General features: G+C 66.6%; 20 protein-coding genes. 7 read left to right on the top strand and 13 right to left on the bottom strand.

Features of this window, described 5'->3' with window-relative positions; translation table 11 throughout:
* Positions 1-174 precede the first annotated feature (174 nt).
* Positions 175-2793 (top strand): alpha-glucan family phosphorylase, encoded by a 2619-nt coding sequence (gene glgP / locus J2T23_RS16915; RefSeq protein WP_307361865.1) that lies wholly within the window; start codon positions 175-177, stop codon positions 2791-2793.
* 75 nt (positions 2794-2868) lie between these two features.
* Here glgP and J2T23_RS16910 read toward each other — a convergent pair whose 3' ends face one another.
* From J2T23_RS16910 to J2T23_RS16875, 8 genes are all read right to left on the bottom strand, one after another.
* A complete protein-coding gene (locus J2T23_RS16910; protein WP_307361863.1) occupies positions 2869-3225 on the bottom strand; it encodes a barstar family protein in 357 nt (118 codons plus the stop codon).
* Positions 3226-3232: 7 nt separating this feature from the next.
* Entirely contained in the window at positions 3233-3721 is a 489-nt protein-coding gene (locus J2T23_RS16905; RefSeq protein WP_307361861.1) for a guanyl-specific ribonuclease, read from the bottom strand.
* Between the two features lie 30 nt (positions 3722-3751).
* Positions 3752-5851, bottom strand: a complete 2100-nt coding sequence (gene glgX, locus J2T23_RS16900) for a glycogen debranching protein GlgX (RefSeq protein ID WP_307361859.1) — start codon at positions 5849-5851, stop codon at positions 3752-3754.
* Positions 5852-5940: 89 nt separating this feature from the next.
* Positions 5941-6930 (bottom strand): 23S rRNA (guanosine(2251)-2'-O)-methyltransferase RlmB, encoded by a 990-nt coding sequence (gene rlmB / locus J2T23_RS16895; protein ID WP_141158088.1) that lies wholly within the window; start codon positions 6928-6930, stop codon positions 5941-5943.
* An 80-nt stretch (positions 6931-7010) separates the two neighbouring features.
* Positions 7011-8480, bottom strand: a complete 1470-nt coding sequence (cysS, locus tag J2T23_RS16890; RefSeq protein WP_307361856.1) for a cysteine--tRNA ligase — start codon at positions 8478-8480, stop codon at positions 7011-7013.
* 9 nt (positions 8481-8489) lie between these two features.
* Positions 8490-9002, bottom strand: a complete 513-nt coding sequence (gene ispF, locus J2T23_RS16885; RefSeq protein ID WP_141158090.1) for a 2-C-methyl-D-erythritol 2,4-cyclodiphosphate synthase — start codon at positions 9000-9002, stop codon at positions 8490-8492.
* Positions 8999-9781: a 2-C-methyl-D-erythritol 4-phosphate cytidylyltransferase gene (gene ispD, locus J2T23_RS16880; RefSeq protein ID WP_141180783.1), complete on the bottom strand. Its 783-nt coding sequence runs from the start codon at positions 9779-9781 to the stop codon at positions 8999-9001. Before ispD ends, ispF begins: the two co-directional genes overlap by 4 nt.
* Positions 9782-9886: 105 nt before the next feature.
* Positions 9887-10369: a CarD family transcriptional regulator gene (locus J2T23_RS16875; protein ID WP_011690592.1), complete on the bottom strand. Its 483-nt coding sequence runs from the start codon at positions 10367-10369 to the stop codon at positions 9887-9889.
* A gap of 271 nt (positions 10370-10640) precedes the next feature.
* Between J2T23_RS16875 and J2T23_RS16870 the strand changes: the two genes are divergently transcribed.
* Positions 10641-11228 (top strand): hypothetical protein, encoded by a 588-nt coding sequence (locus tag J2T23_RS16870; RefSeq protein ID WP_307361876.1) that lies wholly within the window; start codon positions 10641-10643, stop codon positions 11226-11228.
* A gap of 77 nt (positions 11229-11305) precedes the next feature.
* On the opposite strand, the gene J2T23_RS16865 is transcribed toward J2T23_RS16870, so the two are convergent.
* Complete coding sequence (locus tag J2T23_RS16865) at positions 11306-11986, bottom strand: response regulator (RefSeq protein ID WP_141180782.1); 681 nt, start codon at positions 11984-11986, stop codon at positions 11306-11308.
* Positions 11983-13227: a sensor histidine kinase gene (locus J2T23_RS16860; RefSeq protein WP_141183266.1), complete on the bottom strand. Its 1245-nt coding sequence runs from the start codon at positions 13225-13227 to the stop codon at positions 11983-11985. The genes J2T23_RS16865 and J2T23_RS16860 overlap by 4 nt, the downstream gene beginning before the upstream one ends.
* Positions 13228-13431: 204 nt before the next feature.
* On the opposite strand from J2T23_RS16860, the gene phoU reads away from it, so the two are divergent.
* A complete protein-coding gene (gene phoU / locus J2T23_RS16855; protein WP_307361850.1) occupies positions 13432-14094 on the top strand; it encodes a phosphate signaling complex protein PhoU in 663 nt (220 codons plus the stop codon).
* A gap of 68 nt (positions 14095-14162) precedes the next feature.
* Here the strand turns inward: phoU and J2T23_RS16850 are convergent, their stop codons facing one another.
* Entirely contained in the window at positions 14163-14909 is a 747-nt protein-coding gene (locus J2T23_RS16850; RefSeq protein ID WP_141158094.1) for a phosphoglyceromutase, read from the bottom strand.
* Positions 14910-15012: 103 nt separating this feature from the next.
* On the opposite strand from J2T23_RS16850, the gene J2T23_RS16845 reads away from it, so the two are divergent.
* Complete coding sequence (locus J2T23_RS16845; protein WP_307361848.1) at positions 15013-15867, top strand: class I SAM-dependent methyltransferase; 855 nt, start codon at positions 15013-15015, stop codon at positions 15865-15867.
* Here the strand turns inward: J2T23_RS16845 and J2T23_RS16840 are convergent.
* Both J2T23_RS16840 and J2T23_RS16835 read right to left on the bottom strand, forming a co-directional pair.
* The gene (locus J2T23_RS16840; protein ID WP_141158096.1) at positions 15852-16205 is read right to left on the bottom strand and encodes a DUF2516 family protein; all 354 of its coding nucleotides are present in this window, start codon (positions 16203-16205) and stop codon (positions 15852-15854) included. The two genes, J2T23_RS16845 and J2T23_RS16840, sit on opposite strands and share 16 nt — an antisense overlap.
* A 9-nt stretch (positions 16206-16214) precedes the next feature.
* Positions 16215-17405, bottom strand: a complete 1191-nt coding sequence (locus J2T23_RS16835) for a trans-sulfuration enzyme family protein (RefSeq protein ID WP_307361844.1) — start codon at positions 17403-17405, stop codon at positions 16215-16217.
* Positions 17406-17537: 132 nt separating this feature from the next.
* Here J2T23_RS16835 and tmk point away from each other — a divergent pair, with 132 nt between their 5' ends.
* Genes tmk through J2T23_RS16820 form a run of 3 tightly spaced genes read left to right on the top strand, consistent with a single transcriptional unit; the run spans position 17538 to position 20973 of the window.
* Positions 17538-18248, top strand: coding sequence for a dTMP kinase (tmk, locus tag J2T23_RS16830; RefSeq protein ID WP_246839771.1), 711 nt, complete (start codon positions 17538-17540; stop codon positions 18246-18248).
* Complete coding sequence (locus tag J2T23_RS16825) at positions 18245-19408, top strand: DNA polymerase III subunit delta' (RefSeq protein WP_141158098.1); 1164 nt, start codon at positions 18245-18247, stop codon at positions 19406-19408. Before tmk ends, J2T23_RS16825 begins: the two co-directional genes overlap by 4 nt.
* Complete coding sequence (locus tag J2T23_RS16820) at positions 19405-20973, top strand: alpha/beta hydrolase (RefSeq protein ID WP_307361842.1); 1569 nt, start codon at positions 19405-19407, stop codon at positions 20971-20973. The genes J2T23_RS16825 and J2T23_RS16820 overlap by 4 nt, the downstream gene beginning before the upstream one ends.
* Positions 20974-21016 lie beyond the last annotated feature (43 nt).

Here is a 21016-nt window from a genome sequence, read left to right as displayed (position 1 = left end):
TGGTTCCTGAGTTAGTCGTCACAGGCTCGACGTTAGCGAGAAATGCCCCGGATTGCTAAGCCTGCTCACTAAAAACGGTGTGCCGCGGCTGAATTTCTTCACGCCCCTGTCATTTACCCAAAAGAAACCGAAAGCTGGTTCCAGCCGCGCATGTTGTCGGTTAGTGTGACGCAGGTGAAGGCAATCCGCAGGTTTACGGTCCGTACAGTCCTCCCCGAACCCATTCGGCCCCTGGCCAGGCTGGCCAGCAATTTGCGGTGGTCCTGGCACCGGCCCACCCGGGAACTTTTCGCGGGGCTGAACCCGCGCCTCTGGGAGGAAAGCGGGCAGGACCCCATCGGCTTCCTGGGCATGGTCAGCCGCGAGGAATTCCAGCAACTCGCTGCGGACCAGTCCGTGGTGGAGAGGGTGCGCGCCGCCGAGCAGGACCTTGACCGGTACCTCCAGGAGCCGCGCTGGTACCAGGGCCTGGGCCCGGATGCACCCGCTTCCATTGCCTACTTCTCCCCCGAGTTCGGCATCACCGAGGTCCTCCCCCAGTACTCGGGCGGCCTGGGCATCCTCGCCGGCGACCACCTGAAGGCAGCCTCGGACCTCGGCGTTCCCCTCGTCGGGGTGGGCCTGCTGTACCAGGCCGGCTACTTCAAGCAGTCACTGTCCCGCGATGCGTGGCAGCAGGAGACCTACCCCGTCCTGGATCCGGACGGCCTGCCGCTGACACTGCTCCGGGAGCCGTCTCCGGACGGCAACGGCAAGGCCCTTGAGGTATCCCTGCCCCTTCCCAACGGGCGCCGGCTCCTGGCACACATCTGGCGGGCCGACGTCGGCCGTGTTCCCCTGCTCCTCCTGGACTCCAACGTGCCGGGCAACGACGACGCCGCCCGCAGCATCACCGACCGGTTGTACGGCGGCGGCGGCGACCACCGGCTCCAGCAGGAACTCCTGCTGGGCATGGGCGGGGTCAAGGCCCTTCGCGCCTTCCAGAAGCTGACGGGCTGCGCCGCGCCGGAGGTGTTCCACACCAACGAAGGGCACGCGGGGTTCCTGGGGATCGAACGCATCCAGGAACTGATGTCCGGGGAGGAGGCCCTGACCTTCGACGAGGCCCTTGCCGCGGGCCGCGCCTCCACGGTGTTCACCACCCACACGCCGGTCCCGGCCGGCATCGACAGGTTCGAGATCAACCAGATCAGCCATTTCTTCCAGGCCGGCCTCGCTCCGGACGTGCCCGTGGACCGTGTCCTGGAATTGGGACGGGAGAACTACGCGGACGGTAACCCGGCCGTCTTCAACATGGCGGTCATGGGCCTGCGCCTGGCCCAGCGCGCCAACGGCGTGGCCAAGCTCCACGGTGAGGTGTCCCGCGGCATGTTCTCCGCCCTCTGGCCGGGCTTCGACCACTCCGAGGTGCCCATCACGTCAGTCACCAACGGCGTGCACGTTCCCACCTGGGTGGACAGCCGCATCTCCAAGCTCGCCCGCGACCAGTTTGGCAGCGAGGCCGAAGCGCTGGGCAAATGGGACCTGGCCTACAACGTCAGCGACGCCGACGTCTGGGCGCTGCGCCGCGAGATGCGCGCTGCCCTGGTGGAGGACGTCCGCCGCAGGCTGCGGGCGGCCTGGAAGAAGCGCGGCGCGGCCGACGCGGAGCTGGGCTGGACGGACAACGTCCTGGACCCGGACATCCTCACCATTGGTTTTGCCCGCCGCGTGCCCACCTACAAGCGGCTGACCCTGATGCTGCGCGAACCGGCGCGGTTGAAGGCGCTGCTCCTGCACAAGGACCACCCCATCCAGTTGGTGATCGCCGGAAAGTCGCATCCGGCCGACGACGCCGGGAAGAAAATGATCCAGGACCTGGTGCGCTTCACGGATGACCCCGAGGTCCGGCACCGCATCGCGTTCCTGCCCAACTACGACATCGCCATGGCCCGGACCCTGTTCCCGGGCTGCGACGTCTGGCTGAACAACCCGCTGCGTCCGTTGGAGGCCTGCGGCACGTCGGGCATGAAGGCGGCCTTGAACGGTTCCCTGAACCTTTCCGTCCTGGACGGCTGGTGGGATGAGATGTACGACGGCGAGAACGGCTGGGCCATTCCCACGGCCAACAACGACGCTTCCCCCGAGGAGCGGGACGACATTGAGGCGGCGGCACTGTATGAGCTGCTGGAAACGCAGGTGGCACCGCGCTTCTACGGCAGCACGGTGTCCGAGGCTGCAGGCGCTGCCGGTCCCTCGACCACGCCGAGGGAGAAGGTCCCAACGCACTGGGTGTCCATGATCAAGCACACCCTCTCGCATCTGGGTCCGGCGGTCTCCGCTGAACGCATGCTCCGCGACTACGTGAACATCCTGTACCGCCCGGCAGCGGAAGCGGGCCGCAGCGCCACCGCCAACTCGTACGCCCAGGCCCGCGCATTGGCTTCATGGTCGGCCAAGGTGCGCGGCGCCTGGCCGCAGGTCCACGTTGAGCACGTGGATTCGGTGGGTGTGTCCGAGGACCCGCAGATCGGCGACACGCTCCAGGTCAACGCCTACGTGGCCCTGAACGCCCTCACACCGGAGGATGTCTGCGTGGAGGTGGCCTACGGCCGGGCCGAGGAGAACGACACCCTGGCCGACATCACCATGATGGAGCTGCAGGTGAAGGAGGACCTGGGCAACGGGCGCCACCTGTTCAGCAGCTCCTTGGTGATCGACCGCTCCGGGCCGTTCGGGTACACCGTCCGCGTCCTGCCCCGGCATGACGCCCTGGCCTCGAAGGCCGAGCTTGGGCTGATCGTGAACGCTTAGCCCGTTGCGGACAGGGACCGGCAGGCCTGCTTCCTGGCAGGCCTGCCGCTCCGTTTAAGGAAGCGCCGCGGTCACTTAAAGAAGCACGGCGGTGACGGCCAGGTCCTTGCCCGCGTACCGTTCTGCGTCCTGCAGGATCTCGCAGATGATCCCGAACGACCGGTCTGCGCGGAACGGCGCCGCCACCTGCCACAGCAGCGTGACGGGAGGGTTGCTGTTACCACTGATGCTGTCCGCGAAGTCGTGAAGCGAGTCGTTCAGCGCATCGAGGTTCACGCCATAATGCTCGGGAAAGTCCAGCACCTCGCCAAAGGTCTCCAGGACGGTGCGTTTGCTGTCCGCCGGAGGGACCACCACGCTGCGGCGCCCGGCGTCGGCCACCTGTTCCTGCAGCTCTTCGAGGGTCCAGGTGTCGCCGGAGAAGATTCTCATGGTTGTGCTAGCTGCCTTCCGCTATGTACTTGAACGTTGCGTAGTGGTCCCCGGTGCAATACTTCTCGCCGTCGTTGCCGGCCACGATGCGCCTGGCACCCCGGTCCGGTTCGCCAGGCGTGGGAACGGTGTACTCGCGGTAATAACCGCGGTCCCGGGCGGGCAGGACGCGTTCGAAGTTGCCGAATACCTGGTCGTCCTGGCCGTACTGGAACGGGCCGCCCGCCCGGATCAGCGCCAGCACCCGACGGCCCTCCACCGGCAAGGCGGATTCCCGGATCTCAGGCAGGCTGGATGGGTTTGCTCCTCGGAGCGACGCCGACTGCTTCGCGGCCGGGGACGTGGCCGTCCCGCGCTGGGTGCCCGCTGCGCTGGAGGCGGCTCCCGGCGTCGTACCGTCCGTCTGCCGGCCCAGCAGCCCGGCGCCGCCGAACGCCACGACGGCCAGCACCACCAGGGTGGTGAGGATCAGCGGGAGGATGGAGCGGTTGCGCATGCGGGTCTGCCTGACGGGTGGATGAGGAGTCTACGTGCGGTAGATGCTGATGGAGTTGGCCTCGGCAAGGTCGATCTCCCCCGCTGCCACCTGGATACCCTGCCGCTCCTTGTGGCGGGGCGAGGTGGTGAGCCGCAGCTCGAACAGGCCCGGCGCCGGCTTCCCGGCATCCGGCAGGGTGACCTCGACGTCATGGGCGCCTCCGTTGACCACTACCAGTCCGGCAAGGTCGCCGCCGTCGTCGCGGAGCAGTAGCTGCAGGACGCGGTGTTGCGGATTGTTCCAGCGCTCGGCGGACATGGGCTGGCCGTGCTGGTCGAACCAGTAGAGGTAGGACTGTTCGTCGCGGACGGGAAAGTCGTGGGGCTGGGCGGCAAGGAACTCCTTGCGCAGCCGGATGTACCGTTTGGTGCTGCGCAGCATCTCGTGTGCCTCCGGCGTCAGCGTCCAGTCGAGCCAGGTGATGGCGTTGTCCTGGCAGTAGGCGTTGTTGTTGCCGTGCTGGGTCCGTGCCAGCTCATCCCCGGCAGTGATCATTGGGACGCCGAGCGAGACCATCAGCGACGCCATCAGGTTGCGCCGCGACTGGGCGCGCTGTGCCAGGATTGCGCTGTTCTCTGTGGGGCCCTCAACGCCGTGGTTGTAGCTGCGGTTATCCCCGTGCCCGTCCCGGTTTTCTTCACCGTTGGCCTCGTTGTGCTTCCGGTCGAAGGACACGAGGTCGTTCATGGTGAAGCCGTCATGGGCGGTGACGAAATTGACCGACGCCAGGCGCGAACGGCCGGAGGCCTGGAAGAGGCCCGCGGAACCGGACAGGGCGTCGGCAAGCTTTGCCATCGTCCCGCCGTGCCCGCCGGAATCGATGGCTGCCCGGTCGGCCAGCCAGAACGTCCGGACGGCGTCGCGGAAGTGGTCATTCCAGTCCACCCACCCGCGCGGGAACCGGCCGGTCTGCCAGCCGCCGTAGCCAATGTCCCAGGGTTCGGCGATCAGCTTGACCTCGGCCAGGACGGGATCGGCGGCCACGGCCGTGAGGAAGGGGTGGTGGGGGTCGAATTCGTTTGCGGCGTTGCGGCAGAGCGTGACTGCGAGGTCGAACCGGAAGCCGTCGATGTGGAATTCGTCCACCCAGTAGCGGAGGGAGTCAAGCACCAGCTGGACTACATGCTGGTCCCCGAAGTTGAGGGTGTTGCCGCAGCCAGTGGTGTCAATGTACTTGCCGCTGCCGTCCACGCGGTAGTACGTGTCTTCACCGAGGCCGCGGAAGCTCAGGACGGGGCCGTCCGCCGTGCCCTCGGCCGTGTGGTTGTAGACGACATCGAGGATGACTTCCAGCCCGGCGGCGTGAAGTGCCTTCACCATGGCCTTGAACTCGTCCTGGACCGCCTGCGGGCCCGCTTCCTGCGCGGCTCGGGTGGCGTAGCCGGGGTGCGGGGCGAAGAAGGCGGCGGTGTTGTACCCCCAGTAGTTGCTGAGCCCCAGGTCCTGCAGGTGTGGCTCATCGATGTGGAAGTGGACGGGCAGGAGCTGGACGGACGTAACGCCCAGGCCGGTGAGGTGCTCTACGACGGCGGGGTGGGCCAGGCCGGCATAGGTCCCCCGCAGCTCTTCGGGTACGTCAGGATGGAGCATGCTCTGGCCACGGACATGCGCCTCGTAGACGATGGTGTTGCGCCAGGGAAGACGCAGCCGTTCGTCAGATTCCCAGTCGAAGTCGAGAGCGGTGCGGACGCTGGTGAGGAAGCCCTCGCCCTGGTCCACTCCCCTGCCGTACGGGTCCAGCAGCAGGGGCTGGCGGGCGGAGCCATTTTCTGCCGGAAGCTCCGGCGGCAAAGCCTGGCCGTCCGACGTCGGGCGGAAGCCGTAGCGCGATCCGTACGGCAGGTCCTCCACGATACCGTGGTGGACTCCCTTGGTGACGTTGGGCAGGGTCTGGGTCCGCCACTGGCCGCCGGGAGGGCAGTAGGCGATGTCCAGGCTGGCGACGCCGGGGGCGAAGCAGGCAATGTTGGCGCGTCCGCCGGCGTGGTGCCGGGTACCGCCGGAATCAGCGCGCGGGACGCTGACACCGAGGGGAACAGCCGAGGAGGCGTCCATGGTGGAAGCAGTGTCGAAAAGCGGCATGACCATCACCTAAATAGTAGCGGCCAGCGGCACTTGGCCTGCCCGTATGCCCCTGCGGCGCGGGGAATCCGTCCGCAGGTTACGGGCAGGCGGAGCTATCCTGCGGAGCGCTGGCGGGAGACCTCGTACAGCGAGATGCCCACGGCCATTGAGGCGTTCAAGGACTCCATGGCGGAATCGATGGGGATGGAGACGATCTGGTCGCAGTTTTCCCGGACCAGCCGGCTCAAACCCTTTCCTTCGGAGCCCACCACGATGCACACGGGTTCGGTCGCCAGCGTGAGGTCAGGCAGCGAAACGTCGCCGTCGCCGTCGAGCCCGAGGACATAGATGCCCATGTTCTTGAACTGCTTCAGCGCGTTGTTCAGGTTGGAGGCGCGGGCCACGGGCACACGGACGGCGGCACCGGCACTGGTCTTCCATGCCGAGGCGGTCACGCCCACGGAGCGGCGCTCGGGCACCACGACGCCATGGCCGCTGAAGGCGGAGACGGAGCGGATGATCGCACCCAGGTTCCGGGGGTCGGTAATGCCGTCAAGGGCAACGAAGAGCGGCGCGTTGGAGATGTGCCCCTTCTTCCACTTGTCCACGGTTTCCTCGGCGAGCTCGTAGGCGTCCAGGTACTCGTAGGGCGGGATCTGCAGGACCAGGCCCTGGTGGACGGCGTCGTCCGTCATCCGGTCCAGTTCAGGTTTGCCGGTTTCCAGCAGCGGGATGCCCCGTTCGGCCGCGAGCTTCAGGGACTCCTTGACCCGGTCGTCCATCTCGATGCGAATGGCAACGTGGAGGGCCTTCGCCGGAATTCCGGCACGGAGCGCCTCGACTACGGAGTTGCGTCCGGTAACCACTTCCTCGGTGGCACGTCCCTTGGGGCCGGACTTGGCAGCGCCGGCGCTGCGGGCACCGGTCCCCCGCTTCGCTGCAGACCGTTCGGCAAGCTGCCGGGCCTTGTGCGCTTTGTGGTACACGCGGTCCTCGGCCTTGGGCGTGGGGCCCTTGCCCTCGAGGGCCTTGCGGCCATGGCCACCGGTTCCGACGGTTGGGCCCTTCTTCGCTTTAACCGATCGGCGACCATTGTTGGCCATGATGTCCCACCCTTGATTGTGCTGACTGAATCTGCATACCAGTCTACTGACCCGAAAAAAATCGGGGACAGCGGCCCTGTTCAGTCCCGCTTGAGGCTCCAGGTGGCACCGTCCGGGCCGTCCTCCACCAGGACGCCTGCCTGGTTGAGGGTGTCCCGGATGGCGTCGGACTTCGCCCAGTCCTTGTCCGCGCGGGCAGCCGCCCGGGCCGAGAGCTGCGCCTCGACCAGGACGTCGAGCGCTTCGGCCTCACGCGTGCTGGCCTTTTCAGAGCCTGCGACGGCGTTGAGCCCCAGGACATCGGTCATCAAGACGACGGCATGCATGGCGCTCCGGGCGCCGTCATCATCCCCGTCGGCGAGTGCAGTGTTGCCCGCCCTGACCGTCTCGTGCAGGGCGGCCAAGGCGCGCGGGACGTTGAGGTCATCATCCATGGCCTCCTGGAATGCCTGGACATTCGCCGATGAGGAGCCGTGGCTGCCGTCGTCGATAGGGCCCGCATTCCCGCCGAAGCGGGCCGCAGCCTTGGCCAGGAATCCGTCGATGCGTTCGACGGCGGCCGCTGCCTCCTGGAGGGACGTAGGACGGTAGTCGAGGATGGACCGGTAGTGCGCCTGGCCAAGGTAGTAGCGCACCACCCGCGGTGGGGCGAGTTCGAGCATTTCGGCCGGGCTGATGGTGTTGCCGATGGACTTGGACATCTTTTCGCCCTGGTACGTCACCATGCCGTTGTGCATCCAGAAGTTGGCGAACGGGTGTCCGGCTGCCTGCGACTGCGCCATTTCGTTTTCGTGGTGCGGGAAACGGAGGTCCAGTCCCCCGCCGTGGATGTCGAAGGCGGCACCGAGGTACTTGGTCACCATGGCGGAGCACTCGAGGTGCCAGCCCGGCCGTCCGGCACCCCAGGGCGAGGACCAGCTGGCGGTAGCGGGCTCCCCTTCTTTGGAACCCTTCCACAGCGCAAAGTCGCGCGGGTCCTTCTTGCCGCGGGGATCGGCGTCGGGCGCTGCCTGCATGTCGTCGATGTTCTGCCGGGTCAGGGCGCCGTACTTGTCCCAGGAGCGGACATCGAAGTACACGTCGCCTGAGTCGTCCAACGCGGGGTAGGCGTGGCCGCGGTCGATGAGCTGCTGGATGAGGGCATGCATCTCGGGAATATGTCCGGTGGCGCGGGGCTCGTACGTGGGGCGGGAGACTCCCAGAGCGTCGTAGGCCTTCAGGAATTCCTGCTCGTAGCGATAGGCCAGGGCCCACCATTCCTCACGGGCCACCTCGCCCGGCTCGGGGCTGAAGTCCGGGTCAAAGGAGGCCTCGGACTTGGCGAGGATCTTGTCGTCGATGTCCGTCACGTTGCGGACAACCGTGACGCGCAGCCCCCGGTACTGCAGCCAGCGGGTGAGCTGGTCGAAAGCGATGGCGGAACGGATGTGGCCCACGTGCGGCATCCCCTGGACAGTCGCACCGCAGTAGTAGAGGCTGACCTTGCCCTCGACGAGGGGGACGAAATTCCGGACGTCGGCGGAGGCGGTGTCATAGAAGCGCAGGGTCACCGCTCCAGACTAGCTGATGGGCGCAGCGGGCTGCGGGTACACCAGGGCGGTGGCTACGGCGGAGACGCCCTCGCCGCGCCCGGTGAATCCCAGGCCGTCACTGGTGGTTGCCGTGACGCCTACATGGGCGCCTGCCGCCTCGCTCAGGACCCTTTGCGACTCTTCCCGCCGGGGGCCGAATTTGGGCCGGTTGGCTACGAACTGCACGGCGACGTTGCCGATCTCGAATCCGGCAGCCCGGACGATCCGTGCGGCCTCGGCGAGGAGCGTGGCACCGGACGCACCGGCGAATTCCGGGCGGTCCGTCCCGAAGTGGGTACCAAGGTCGCCGATGCCGGCAGCCGAAAACAGGGCGTCCGCTGCTGCGTGGGCCACGGCGTCGCCGTCAGAATGCCCGGCGAGGCCGCGTTCGCCGGGCCAGAGCAGGCCACCGAGCCACAGCGGGCGCGGAGAATCCTCGGGGGCATACGCGTGGACGTCGATACCCACACCGGTGCGGGGCAGGACGGTGTCCGGGCTCATCCCTCCACCCACCGGGCACCGAGCGGACCCTCGAGGAGGCCTTCGGCGAAGATGAGGTCAAGGGGTGTGGTGATTTTCAGGGATTGCGTCGACCCGCGGACGGCGTGCACCGCAGTGCCCAGCATTTCCACGAGCATGGCGTCGTCGGTGACGGCCGCTGCCTGCTGCTGGTCCAGGGCCTGGGCAGCTTCGTGCGCTCGCAGCAGCGTGCCGAGGGTGAAGCCTTGCGGGGTCTGCACCGCCCGCAGTTCCTCGCGACGGGCAGTCCCGGTGACAAGCTCGGGGGCAACCGCGGCGTCGCCGCCGGTGGTAGCCGCCACCATCTTGACCGTGTCCACGACCGGGACCACGGGAATAACTGCCGCGGCGCCGGCGACCAGGGAATCGCAGACGCGGTGGAAAACGGATTCGGGTGTCAGGGCACGGGCGGCGTCGTGGACGAGGACGGCCTCGATGCCTTCCATCAGCGCTGCAATTCCGGCGCGGACGGACTCAGCCCTGGTGGATCCGCCGTCAACGACCGTCAGGAGGGGGCCGCCGTCCGCAAGTTCCTCCCGGAAGTCGTCGCACAGCCGGCGCAGTCCTTCGTCGCCGGGAGGCAATGCCACGCACACTTGGCTGGCCACGCCCGAAGCAACAATGCCGCGCAGGGCATGCATCAGGATCGGCTCTCCGCCGAGCGGCACTGCCGCCTTGGGCATGCCGTAGCCAAGGCGTTGCCCGGAACCTGCGGCAACCACGATGACTGCTGTGACCAGGCGCGTGGGTGATTCACTCATGCGGACTAGCCTACGACGCCGCACCATGGCTTGGATGCTTGGGACACCGCGGGGTGGGCCCAAAAAAGCCCCGGCTGCACGCGCGTGCAGCCGGGGCTAAATTCTTTAGGAAGCCAGGACCTCGTCGAGAACGCTTGCCGCCTTCTCCTCGTCGGTCTTCTCAGCCAGCGCCAATTCTGAAATCAGAATCTGGCGGGCCTTGGCCAGCATTCGCTTCTCGCCTGCGGAAAGGCCCCGGTCGTGATCCCGGCGCCACAGGTCGCGAACAACCTCTGCCACCTTGATGACGTCACCGGAAGCAAGCTTCTCCAGATTTGCCTTGTACCTGCGTGACCAGTTGGTGGGTTCCTCCGTGAACTCGGCACGGAGCACATCGAACACGTGCTCCAGGCCTTCCTTGCCCACTACGTCCCGGACCCCAACAAGGTCAACGTTCTCTGCTGGAACTTCAATGGTCAGATCACCCTGAGCCACCTTGAGCTTGAGATACATCTTCTCTTCGCCCTTGATGGTGCGCATCTTGATTTCTTCAATCTTCGCAGCACCGTGGTGAGGGTAAACTACTGTCTCGCCGACCTCAAATACCATGTGGACATTTCCCCTTTCCCGCAGACCAGTTTATCACGATTCAGGCATATGACCGGCCGGAGAAAGGGCTCCCAACCGCGAAAATACGCGGGAAAACGGCCCAATCGAACCCCTTCACCCCCTTGACGGATGCGCAGATTAGTGCATGCGGTGAGCGCTCACGCGGGGGATGTGACACCGCCGAATCCTCGTTTGCCCCTCTTTGCGGATAGGCTATGGCTGAAAAAGACTTCAAATTTCTCGAGGAGTACGTGACGTGCGTTCCACTGCGATGAACCGGGCCCAGCGCGGCAAACTGGCACTGACGGCTGCTGCCCTTGGCGCCAGCCTGCTGACCGCGGGCTGCGGTTACATCACGCCCCAGCAGACCAGCCATCAGTACTCCGCCTCGGACGGCATCCGCGCGGACCTCGGTCCGCTGCAGCTGCGGAACATCCTTATTGTTTCCACCGGCGAGGACGAGCCCGGCCGCCTGATCGGTGCCGTTTACAACTCCTCCTCCAAGGATGTGAAGCTCACCGTCAACGGCGCAAAGGGCTCACAGACCGAGGTTCCGGTGAAGGCCAACTCCTACACCCTGCTGAACGAAAAGTCGGATGAGGCCATCCTCAGCACCACCGGCGGCAAGCCGGGTTCCCTGGTGGACGTCAAGATCAGCGAGAACGGCACCAACGTCAACAGCACGGTCAAGGTTCCGGTCCTGGACGCCACCCTGCAGGAGTACAAGGACTACGTCCCCACCCCCAGCCCGTCGGCGACGTCCACGCCGTCGTCCTCTTCGTCGGCCAGCGCGGGCGCAACTTCCTCCGCCTCCGCGACCTCCAGCACCTCGGCAACGGCGACTGCCACCAGCCGCTAAGGCGAACGCTCGAACAAACAAACACAAAAAGGGAGGAGCCCCAAGGGGCTCCTCCCTTTTTTGCGGTGTCTTCGGGCCTACGGCTCGAACTTGTACCCGAGGCCGCGCACGGTCACCAGATAGCGCGGGGCAGAAGGATCCGGTTCGATCTTTCCACGGAGGCGCTTCACGTGGACGTCCAGGGTCTTGGTGTCGCCAACGTAGTCGGAGCCCCACACCCGGTCGATCAGCTGGCCGCGGGTGAGCACCCGGCCGGAGTTGCGGAGGAGCATCTCAAGCAGTTCGAACTCCTTCAACGGAAGCAGGACCTGTTCGCCGTCCACGCTTACCACGTGCCGTTCGATGTCCATCCGGACAGGCCCGGCCTGGACCGTGGCGGAGATCAGTTCTTCCGGCTCGCCCTGGCGACGCAGGACGGCCCGGACACGGGCCACCAGCTCCCGGGATGAGTAGGGCTTGGTGACGTAGTCGTCCGCGCCAAGCTCCAGGCCAACCACTTTGTCGATTTCCGAGTCCTTGGCGGTCAGCATGATCACGGGAACGGTGGAGCGCTGCCGGAGCTGGCGGCATACCTCCGTACCGGAAAGCCCGGGGAGCTGCAGGTCCAGCAGCACCAGGTCGGCGCCGTTGCGGTCGAATTCGGTGATGGCGTCCAGCCCGTTGTCCACCACCTCAACCTCGAATCCCTCTTTGCCCAGCAAATAGGACAAGGGATCGCTGAACGATTCCTCGTCCTCAACAATCAAAATCCTGCTCAAGCGCTAGCTCCTCGTTCTGTTGCGCCGGCGGCGCGTGGTACTTGGGTAAGAGTGGCCCCGGGCGTCCCCTGGGCGGGCGGCAGTGCCGGCCGGACGGAACTGGACGGCCCGGCGTCGCCGTCCTGCCCTTCCATCTCGGGCAGCCGAAGGGTGAAGGTCGACCCCTGGCCTGGCTGGGACCACAGCGTCACTTCGCCGCCGTGGTTCGACGCCACGTGCTTGACGATGCTCAGGCCAAGCCCGGTACCGCCCGTCTGGCGGGAGCGGGCGGCGTCAACCCGGTAGAAGCGCTCGAAGACGCGCTCCTGGTCCTCCGGCGACAACCCGTCCCCCTGGTCGGTGACGGAAATGGACACCAGGCCGTCCCTGGAGCGAACGCCGATGCCAACACGGGTGTTGGGCGGGGAATAGCGGATGGCATTGTCGATGAGGTTCCGCAGCGCCGTGACCAAAAGGTCCTGGTCCCCGAACACCTTCCCCTCCGTCCGGCCGCCGACCACGATGCTGATGTTCTTGCTTTCGGCGGGAAGCTGCGAGCGGTCCACGGCCTCCGCGATCACCGCGTTGATGTCGACGGGACCGCCCTGCTGTGTCACGCTGGCACCCTGGAGGCGGGAAAGTTCAATGATGTCCTGGACCAGCGCGGCCAGGCGGGCTGACTCCTTGTGCATGCGCTTGGCGAAGCGGCGCACGGCTTCTTCGTCATCGGCGGAGGACTCCAGCGCCTCAGCCAGCAGGGAGATGGCGCCCACGGGGGTTTTCAGTTCGTGCGAGACGTTGGCAACGAAGTCATTGCGGATCTCTTCGGTCCGCGTGATTTCAGTCCGGTCATCGGCAAGGAGCAGGATGTATTCCTCACCCAACATGGCCGCCCGCACCTGGACGATAATGGTTCCCTGCCCCAGCGGCCCGCGCGGAAGCTCGAGCTGCTTTTCCAGGATGACGCCGTCCCGCCGGACCCCTGCAGTCATGTCCAGGAGTTCCTTGTGCACTACGGTGTGCCCGCGGACCAGGCCGTACGCGTAGGCTGCGGGGCTGGCACGGACCACGCCGTCGACGTCGTCGAGCACTACAAAAGCGCGGCCGACGACGGCGAGCACCTCCGCGGCGCCGGCCGGCAAGGCGAGCTCCCCGGCATCGACATCCAGCAGTTCACGCTGTTTCTCGCTGACCCGGTAGGCAAGCACGCCGAACGTGCCAAGCGCCAGGCCGATAAGGCCGGCAACCAGACCAATGAGAATAGGATCCACAGGTCCACTTTATGCTCTTGCCTGTCGCCTCCTGCCGACTCCGGCCAGTTACGGCGTAGGTTCAACTAACGTTCACCTGTGTGGGCATAATCGTTTACCGGGCGATGACAAAGTTAGAGGTCAGAGCGCCCAACGGCGATACGATTCCTGCTGCCCTGCAGCGGCCGGCGGGAGTTCCAAGGAAAGGACGCCCACGTGCGTAAGGTTTTTCAGGAAGAACTCACCCAGGTTGGTGACCAGCTGGTGGAGATCTCCCGCCTGGTCAGCGAAGCGATCGAAAAGGCCACTACCTCATTCCAGGTAGCGGACGTGGACCTCGCCCAGGACGTCATCGCTGCGGACGCACGCATTGACTTCCTCCAGAACAGCCTGGATGAGCGCGCGATCGACATCCTGGCGCTGCAGGGTCCCGTCGCCAGCGACCTGCGCATGATCGTAGGGTCCCTCCGGATGAGCGCATCCCTGGAGCGGATGGGTGACCTGGCACGGCATATCGCCCAGCTGGCCCGCCTCCGGTACCCCTCCACCGTGATTCCCGCGTCCATGACGGAGACCTTCAACCGGATGGCCGAACTGGACCAGGAAATCGCCGACAAGCTGACGGTCCTGCTGGAGAGCCGCGACCTCGAGGTGGCCAGGGACATCCTCAAGGCGAACACTGCCATCAACGACCTTCACCTGAGCGTCTTCAAGGCCATCGCTGCTCCCGAGTGGACCGAGTCCCCCGCCACCACGGTGGACGTTGCGCTCGCCAGCCGCTACTTCGAACGCTTCGCGGACCACGGCGTTTCCGTGGCCCAGAAGGTCACCTACCTCGTGACCGGAGCGTGGCAGCCGAACGCCACCGAGCACAGCTAAACACTGCTGATAACGACGGCGGGCTGGCCACCCAGGTGGCCGGCCCGCCGTCGTTCGCGGCTAATGCCCTATTTCTTGCCCTGGTTGGCTACTGCCAGGATGGCCTGCTCGGCCGCCTCGGGGTCAAGGTAGGTGCCGCCGGGCTTGATCGGCTGGAAGTTCTCATCCAGTTCGTAGACCAGCGGGATGCCCGTCGGGATGTTCAGGCCGGCGATGGCTTCATCGCTGATGCCGTCCAGGTGCTTGACCAGCGCGCGGAGCGAGTTGCCGTGGGCCGTGACCAGGACGGTCTTGCCGGCCTTGAGGTCTTCCTTGATGTCCGATTCCCAGTAGGGCAGGAGACGTACCAGGACGTCCTTCAGGCACTCGGTGCGCGGCAGGGCGTCGCCAAGGTCCGCGTAGCGGGGGTCGTGGGCCTGGCTGAATTCGCTGTTGTCGTCCAGGGGCGGCGGCGGGGTGTCGTAGGAGCGGCGCCACTCCATGAACTGCTCTTCGCCGAACTCGGCGAGGGTCTGGGCCTTGTCCTTGCCCTGCAGCGCACCGTAGTGGCGTTCGTTCAGCCGCCAGTCGCGCTTGACCGGAATCCAGCCGCGGTCGGCCTTGTCCAGGGCGATGTTTGCGGTGTTGATGGCCCGCTTCAGCAGGGAGGTGTAGAGCACATCCGGGAGGATGTTGTTTTCCACCAGCAGTTCGCCGCCGCGAGCTGCTTCCGCGCGGCCCTGGTCGTTCAGGTCAACGTCCACCCAGCCGGTGAACAGGTTCTTGGCGTTCCATTCGCTGTGGCCGTGGCGCAGCAGGATCAGCTTGTAAGTCATGATTTTCATCCTAGCTGAGCGGTGTTGCCCCCCGCCCAGCGTTACAAGGATCCCGCGGGGCCGGGATGGGCGGGACACCGGCGCCGGGCGATAGGGTTGGGCGGTGGTTCAAAAGGCTGAGCGGGTGGACGCCCCGCAACTTTCCGGACGGACGTCCGCGGCCGCGAAGGGCCGCCCCGTGGGCAACGTGACCCGCGGCACCACCAACCCGAACCGGATGCGCCGGGTTGACCGGTGGCTGACGGGACCGCAGGCCTGGCGCCTCCGGTCCGCGGCGGACCCGCTGGTGGTCGACCTGGGGTATGGCGCAACGCCGGCCACCGCCGTCGAACTTTACGAACGGCTCGCCGTTATCAGGCCGGACGTGCGGGTCTGCGGGATCGAAATTGAGCCCGACCGCGTCCGGGCGGCGCTTCCGCTGCAGCGTCCCGGCCTGACATTCCAGGTGGGCGGCTTCGAACTGCCCGTCCCGGGGCGCCCCGTGCTGGTCCGCGCCTTCAATGTCCTGCGGCAGTACGAAGAGGCGGATGTACCGGGCATTTGGCGGCTGGTGCAGGACCGGTTGTCCCCCGGCGGCTTGTTCGTGGACGGCACGTGCGACGAGATCGGACGTCGCGTCACGTGGGTGGCGCTGGACCGGGAGCGCCCCCTGTCCCTTGGCATTTCGGTCCGTTTCGGCAGTTTCGGGCTGCCCTCGGACGTGGCTGAGCGGCTGCCCAAGGCGCTGATCCACCGTAATGTCCCCGGTGAACGTGTTCACGACTTTATGCGGGCCATGGACAAGGCATGGTTTGGAAGTGCGCCGCTTGCTTCATTTGGCAACAGGCAGCGCTGGGTGGGCATGTGCCGAGGTTTGCGCGACGCCGGGTGGCCGGTCCAGGACGGTCCCGGCAGATGGCGCCTGGGGGAACTAACGGTGGACTGGGACGCTGTGGCGCCTGGTCACCACGGGCCGTAGGGGCCCATGTTGCGGCTGCCGCCGCGGCCGGCGTCCTTCACGGCGGGGCGGACATCCGCGAGGTAGACGGAGGCGGCGACCACCGCGGCCAGGCCGAACAGGCCCAGCGTGCTGAAGAGGCCCCCGCCGGAACCGAACAACGAAATCACGCCGATCAGGGCCGAGCCGCCGGTCAAGGCCAGCCAAAAGGTCTTGGTCCGTTTTCCAGTGGCTTCGAAGGCGTTGGGCCGGTGCCGGGCACAGTCCACGAACGCCCACAGCTCAAGACCCAAAGCCACCAGGCCAAGGATGAAGAACACTGCCTGCTCTACGTAACTGATGATTAGTCGACCGTCCACAGACCCAGCCTAGCCGCCCAGCGTGTCCAGCGCCTGCTTCAGGTCAGCCCAGAGGTCCTCGACGCCCTCCACCCCGACGCTCAGCCGCACCAGGTTCTCCGGGACGCTGGCGGGTTCAGCCGAGTGCCGGCGCCGGCGTTCAATGAGGGACTCGACGCCGCCCAGGGACGTGGCGGGCAGCCAGAGGCCAAGGGCCCGCACGAGTTTGTCCGCGGCGTCGGCGCCGCTGAGGCCCGCCGCGGGGGCCACCTGGATGCAGATAATGGACCCAAACCCCTTCATTTGCGCCTTCGCGCGGATGTGCCCCGGATCGGTGTCGAGCCCGGGGAACCGGATGGACTCGACGGCGGGGTGCCCTGCGAGGCGGCCCGCGAGGACCATGGCTGATTCCTGCGACCGCTCCACGCGCAGCGCGAGCGTCCGCAGGCCACGGAGTGCGAGCCACGCCTCGAAGGGGCCGGCGATGCCGCCGTGGATGATGCGGTGGTGCAGCAGTTCAGCGCGGATGTCCGGGTTGGACGTGACCAGCGCGCCAAGGACGACGTCGGAGTGCCCGGCGAGGTATTTGGTCACCGAATGGAGGACGACGTCGGATCCGAGCAGCAGGGGCTGTTGCACCAGGGGCGTAGAGAACGTGTTATCGGTGACCACGATCGCCCCGGCGGCGTGGGCGGCTTCAGCGACGGCGGCCATGTCCGCGATGCCGAGCATGGGGTTGGTGGGGCTCTCCAGCCACAGCATGGAAGCGGCTTTGGCGGCCGGACCCTGGGGTGCAAGGGCGTCCTGGACCGCGCCGGTATCGGCAATGTCCACGGTCCGGAGTTCAATGAAGCCCTTTTGGGCGAGTTCGGAGGCCATCACCAGCGAGCCCGAGTAGCTGTGGTTGGGCATGACCAGCACCCCGCCGGCCGGAATCAGGGACAGCGCAGAGCTGACCGCGGCCAGTCCGGATGCGTAGAGCAGCCCGGGAAGCGCCGCTCCCTCAAGCTGGCCGAGTGCCTCCTCGAAGGGGTCCCAGGTGGGGTTGGAGTACCGGCCGTAGCCCCGGTCGCCATCACCGAGCGGGCCGGTCCCAAAGTAGGTGGACGAAAGGGTGATGGGAGGGTTGACCGGCTGGTCCCTTTCCCTCGGCGGGCGTCCGGCCGCCACCACCACGGTCTCGGGTGTAAGGGACGCGGCCTGGTGCTCGGAAAGACTCATGGTCAAAGGGTACTGTTCCAGCCAATCGGGCCGGAAAGCAGTGTCGTTTTGTGGACGCCGGTCCGTCCACTGCTCCTGCACAGGAGGTCTCCGGAAGCCGGGATTGTCGCCACGCCTCGGTAGGCTTGAGTAGTGAACAAACAGAGGGCCGGCGTATTCATCGCATTCGAAGGTGGCGATGGTGCCGGCAAGTCCACCCAGGCGGCCCGGCTGGCGGAGGCACTGGAAGCCCGCGGTTATACCGTGCTCCGTACCCGCGAACCCGGGGGCACCCCGGTCGGCGAAAAGCTCCGGTCACTGGTGCTGGACCACGGAAACGGCGAGATCGACGCCCATACAGAGGCCCTGATCTTTGCGGCTTCCCGTGCCGCGCACGCCACCCAGGTGATCCGCCCTGCCCTTGCGCGCGGCGAGATGGTGCTGACCGACCGCTACATCGACTCTTCCGTGGCCTACCAGGGGGCAGGCCGAAACCTGGGCCAGGACGCCGTGCGTACCCTTAACGAGTGGGCCACCTCTGGCCTCCAGCCGCACCTGACTGTCCTGCTGGACGTCGACCCGGACCTGGGGCGCCGCCGGCGGACCGCGGGCCAGGCAACCGAGGACCGGCTGGAATCCGAAGCCGACGAGTTCCACACCCGCATCCGGGACGCATTCCTCGATCTGGCAGCCGTCCGGCCCGGGTCCTACCTGGTCCTCCCGGCCCGCCTCCCCGTTGACGAGTTGGCCGGGCGGATCCTCGCCCGGGTGGACACCCTGCTGGATGCAGTGCAGGGGCCGGCGGCGGAGGAGGCGGTGCCGGTGCCGGCGCCGGGAACACCCTCCGGCGGTGGTGGCTCGTGACCGTTTGGGATGACCTCCAGGGCCAGCCCGCCGTCGTCGAACAACTGCGCCAGGCCGCGGGCGGCGAAGGCCTGACCCACGCCTGGCTGTTCACCGGGCCGCCGGGGTCCGGCCGTTCCAACGCCGCCAAGGCGTTCGCTGCCGCGTTGAACTGCGACCAGGAAGACGTGGGCCTTCGAGGGTGCGGACAGTGCCAGGCATGCCACACGATTTTGGGCGAAACCCATTCCGATGTGACTTTTGTGCGCACTGAAAAAGTCACCATCACCATAGACGAGGCCCGTGAGCTCGTAGCGACGGCGGGCAACCGGCCGTCGTCGGGCCGCTGGCGGATCATCGTCGTGGAGGATGCCGACCGGATGGCCGAACGGACCACGAATGTGCTGCTCAAGGCCATCGAGGAGCCGACGCCGCGCACCGTGTGGATGCTGTGTGCGCCCTCGCCTGCCGACGTCCTGGTCACCATCCGCTCCCGCTGCCGCAGCGTGGCCCTCCGCTTGCCGCCGGCCTCGGACGTGGCAGCGCTGCTGGTCCGGCGGGACGGCGTAGACCCGGCCCTCGCGGAACAGGCAGCCCGCACGGCGCAAAGCCACGTGGGGATTGCCCGCCGGCTGGCCAGGGATCCTGCCGCAAGGGAACGCCGCCTGGAAACCGTCCGTTTTCCGCTGGGACTGCGCGGCGTAACGGCCGCCGTCATGATGGCGGACAAACTGGTCAAGATCGCCACGGCAGAGGCAAACAGCTCCAATGAGGAGCGCGACGCCGCGGAGAAGGCCAGCCTCCTTGCTACGCTTGGAGCACCGGAGTCCGGCACCCTGCCGCCAGCAATGCGCAGCCAGGTGAAGCAGCTCGAAGACGACCAGAAACGCCGCGCCAAGAGGTCCATCACCGACTCCCTGGACCGTACGCTCACCGACCTGCTGTCCTTTTACCGGGATGTGCTGGTCATCCAGCTGGGGAACGCCGTGGAACTGGTCAACGTTGAGCTGAGGGGTGAGCTGGAGGAGTTCGCAGCCCACACCACCCCGGAAGCCACGCTGGCCCGCATGGACGCCATCAACAAAGCCCGCGAACGCATCACCACTACCAATGTGGCCCCGCTGCTGACCATAGAGTCCATGGCGGCCAGCCTGATCCAGCCTTCCAAGGAGACCCGATGACTGCCCGCTCCCTGCCCGCACGCCACAGGTCCCTGGCGGTCGCCGTCCGCGCTGCGGGTGCCATGGTCCTGGCCATGGTCCTGGCCTCGTGCAGCCTCCTCAACGGCGGCGACAGGAACCCGCAGGAGGCGGCCACCGCCAAGGCTGATCCGTCCATCGTGGCGTCCGCTCCGGCCGGGCTGGAGAAGTTCTACTCGCAGGAAGTCGTTTGGCAACCGTGCGAAGGGGAGTTCCAGTGCGCCAAAGTGACCGTGCCCGTGGATTACGCCAATCCTGGCGGCGAGACCATCCAGTTGGCCGCTTTGCGGGCGCCGAGCACGGGCAAGAAGACCGGCAGCCTGCTGGTCAACCCGGGCGGCCCGGGCGCGTCCGGCTACGACTTCGTCAAGGACGCCGCCGGAACGCATTTTTCGGCCGCAGTCCGAAACTCCTACGACCTTGTCGGCTTCGATCCGCGCGGCGTGAAGCGCTCGGCCCCGGTCACCTGCATGTCGGACGCCGAACGCGACGCCTACCGGGCCAAGATCTACGCCCTTGACACCGATTCCGGGCTGCAGGCGGCCCTTGCGGACAACAAGGCAATCGCCTCGCAGTGTGCGGCGCAAACGGGCCCCGTCATGGCCCATATCGACACCGTCAGCGCCGCGAAGGACATGGACGTCCTGCGGGCCGTCGTAAACGACACCAAGCTGAACTACCTGGGGTACTCCTACGGCACGTTCCTGGGATCCACCTACGCCTCCCTGTTCCCGGACAACGTGGGCCGCATGGTCCTTGATGGAGCCCTTGACCCCTCCATCAGCAACGAAGAGCTCACCAGCGGCCAGGCCAAGGCTTTCGAAAAGGCACTCCACACCTACGTTGCGAGCTGCCAGAAGCAAGGGAAGTGCCCGCTCAGCGGCGACGCCGACTCCGGCGTGAAACAGATCCGGGACCTCATCAACTCCATCCAGGAGACGCCACGAACGGCGAAGGACGGGCGGCTGGTCAATGCAACCACATTCGTCAGCGGCCTGATCACCCCGCTGTACAACGACCAAAGCTGGCCCGCACTCACCCAAGCCCTTGAGGCGGCCATGTCCGGCGATGTAAGCCTCATGCTCAGGCTTGCCGACCTCGGCGCCGACCGTGCCTCCGACGGTTCGTACACGTCCAATTCCACCTTCGCCTTCAACGCAATCAACTGCCTCGACTACCCCATGGTTTCGGATGCCGCGGGCATGCGGGCGGAGGAGAAGCGGCTCGAACAGGACTCCCCCACCATGGGCTACTTCTTTGCCTACGGCGGCACCACCTGCGCCGACTGGCCCTACAAGAACGTCCGTACGCCTGCGCCGGTGGAATACAGCGGCGACTCCCCCATCGTGGTCATCGGAACCACCGGCGATCCCGCCACCCCCGTCGGCTGGGCCGCGTCATTGCGCAAGCAGTTGGGGAACGCCTCACTGCTGACCTGGCGCGGTGAAGGGCACACCGCCTACGGCCGGGCCAACAGCTGCCTTGAGGACTCGGTGGACAATTACCTGGTGGGCGGCAAGCTGCCGGCCGACAACACGGTCTGCTGACTGCTCCCGCAGCTTCCGTCCGCCCCATTTTGACCGGGGCGAG

Origin of the sequence: Pseudarthrobacter niigatensis (assembly GCF_030812615.1) — a bacterium.
Classification (GTDB): domain Bacteria; phylum Actinomycetota; class Actinomycetes; order Actinomycetales; family Micrococcaceae; genus Arthrobacter; species Arthrobacter niigatensis.
Note: the sequence above shows the minus strand (reverse complement) of the source record. Positions and strands in the feature narration are given on the sequence as shown.

Excerpts from the sequence above, each read along its gene's own strand:
- glgX (WP_307361859.1), bottom strand. The coding sequence starts at position 5,851 with ATGGTCATGCCGCTTTTCGACACTGCTTCCACCATGGACGCCTCCTCG.
- ispD (WP_141180783.1), bottom strand. The coding sequence starts at position 9,781 with ATGAGTGAATCACCCACGCGCCTGGTCACAGCAGTCATCGTGGTTGCC.
- J2T23_RS16820 (WP_307361842.1), top strand. The coding sequence starts at position 19,405 with ATGACTGCCCGCTCCCTGCCCGCACGCCACAGGTCCCTGGCGGTCGCC.
- J2T23_RS16850 (WP_141158094.1), bottom strand. The coding sequence starts at position 14,909 with ATGACTTACAAGCTGATCCTGCTGCGCCACGGCCACAGCGAATGGAAC.
- rlmB (WP_141158088.1), bottom strand. The coding sequence starts at position 6,930 with ATGGCCAACAATGGTCGCCGATCGGTTAAAGCGAAGAAGGGCCCAACC.
- J2T23_RS16870 (WP_307361876.1), top strand. The coding sequence starts at position 10,641 with ATGAACCGGGCCCAGCGCGGCAAACTGGCACTGACGGCTGCTGCCCTT.
- J2T23_RS16835 (WP_307361844.1), bottom strand. The coding sequence starts at position 17,405 with ATGAGTCTTTCCGAGCACCAGGCCGCGTCCCTTACACCCGAGACCGTG.
- J2T23_RS16875 (WP_011690592.1), bottom strand. The coding sequence starts at position 10,369 with ATGGTATTTGAGGTCGGCGAGACAGTAGTTTACCCTCACCACGGTGCT.
- J2T23_RS16905 (WP_307361861.1), bottom strand. The coding sequence starts at position 3,721 with ATGCGCAACCGCTCCATCCTCCCGCTGATCCTCACCACCCTGGTGGTG.
- ispF (WP_141158090.1), bottom strand. The coding sequence starts at position 9,002 with ATGAGCCCGGACACCGTCCTGCCCCGCACCGGTGTGGGTATCGACGTC.
- J2T23_RS16910 (WP_307361863.1), bottom strand. The coding sequence starts at position 3,225 with ATGAGAATCTTCTCCGGCGACACCTGGACCCTCGAAGAGCTGCAGGAA.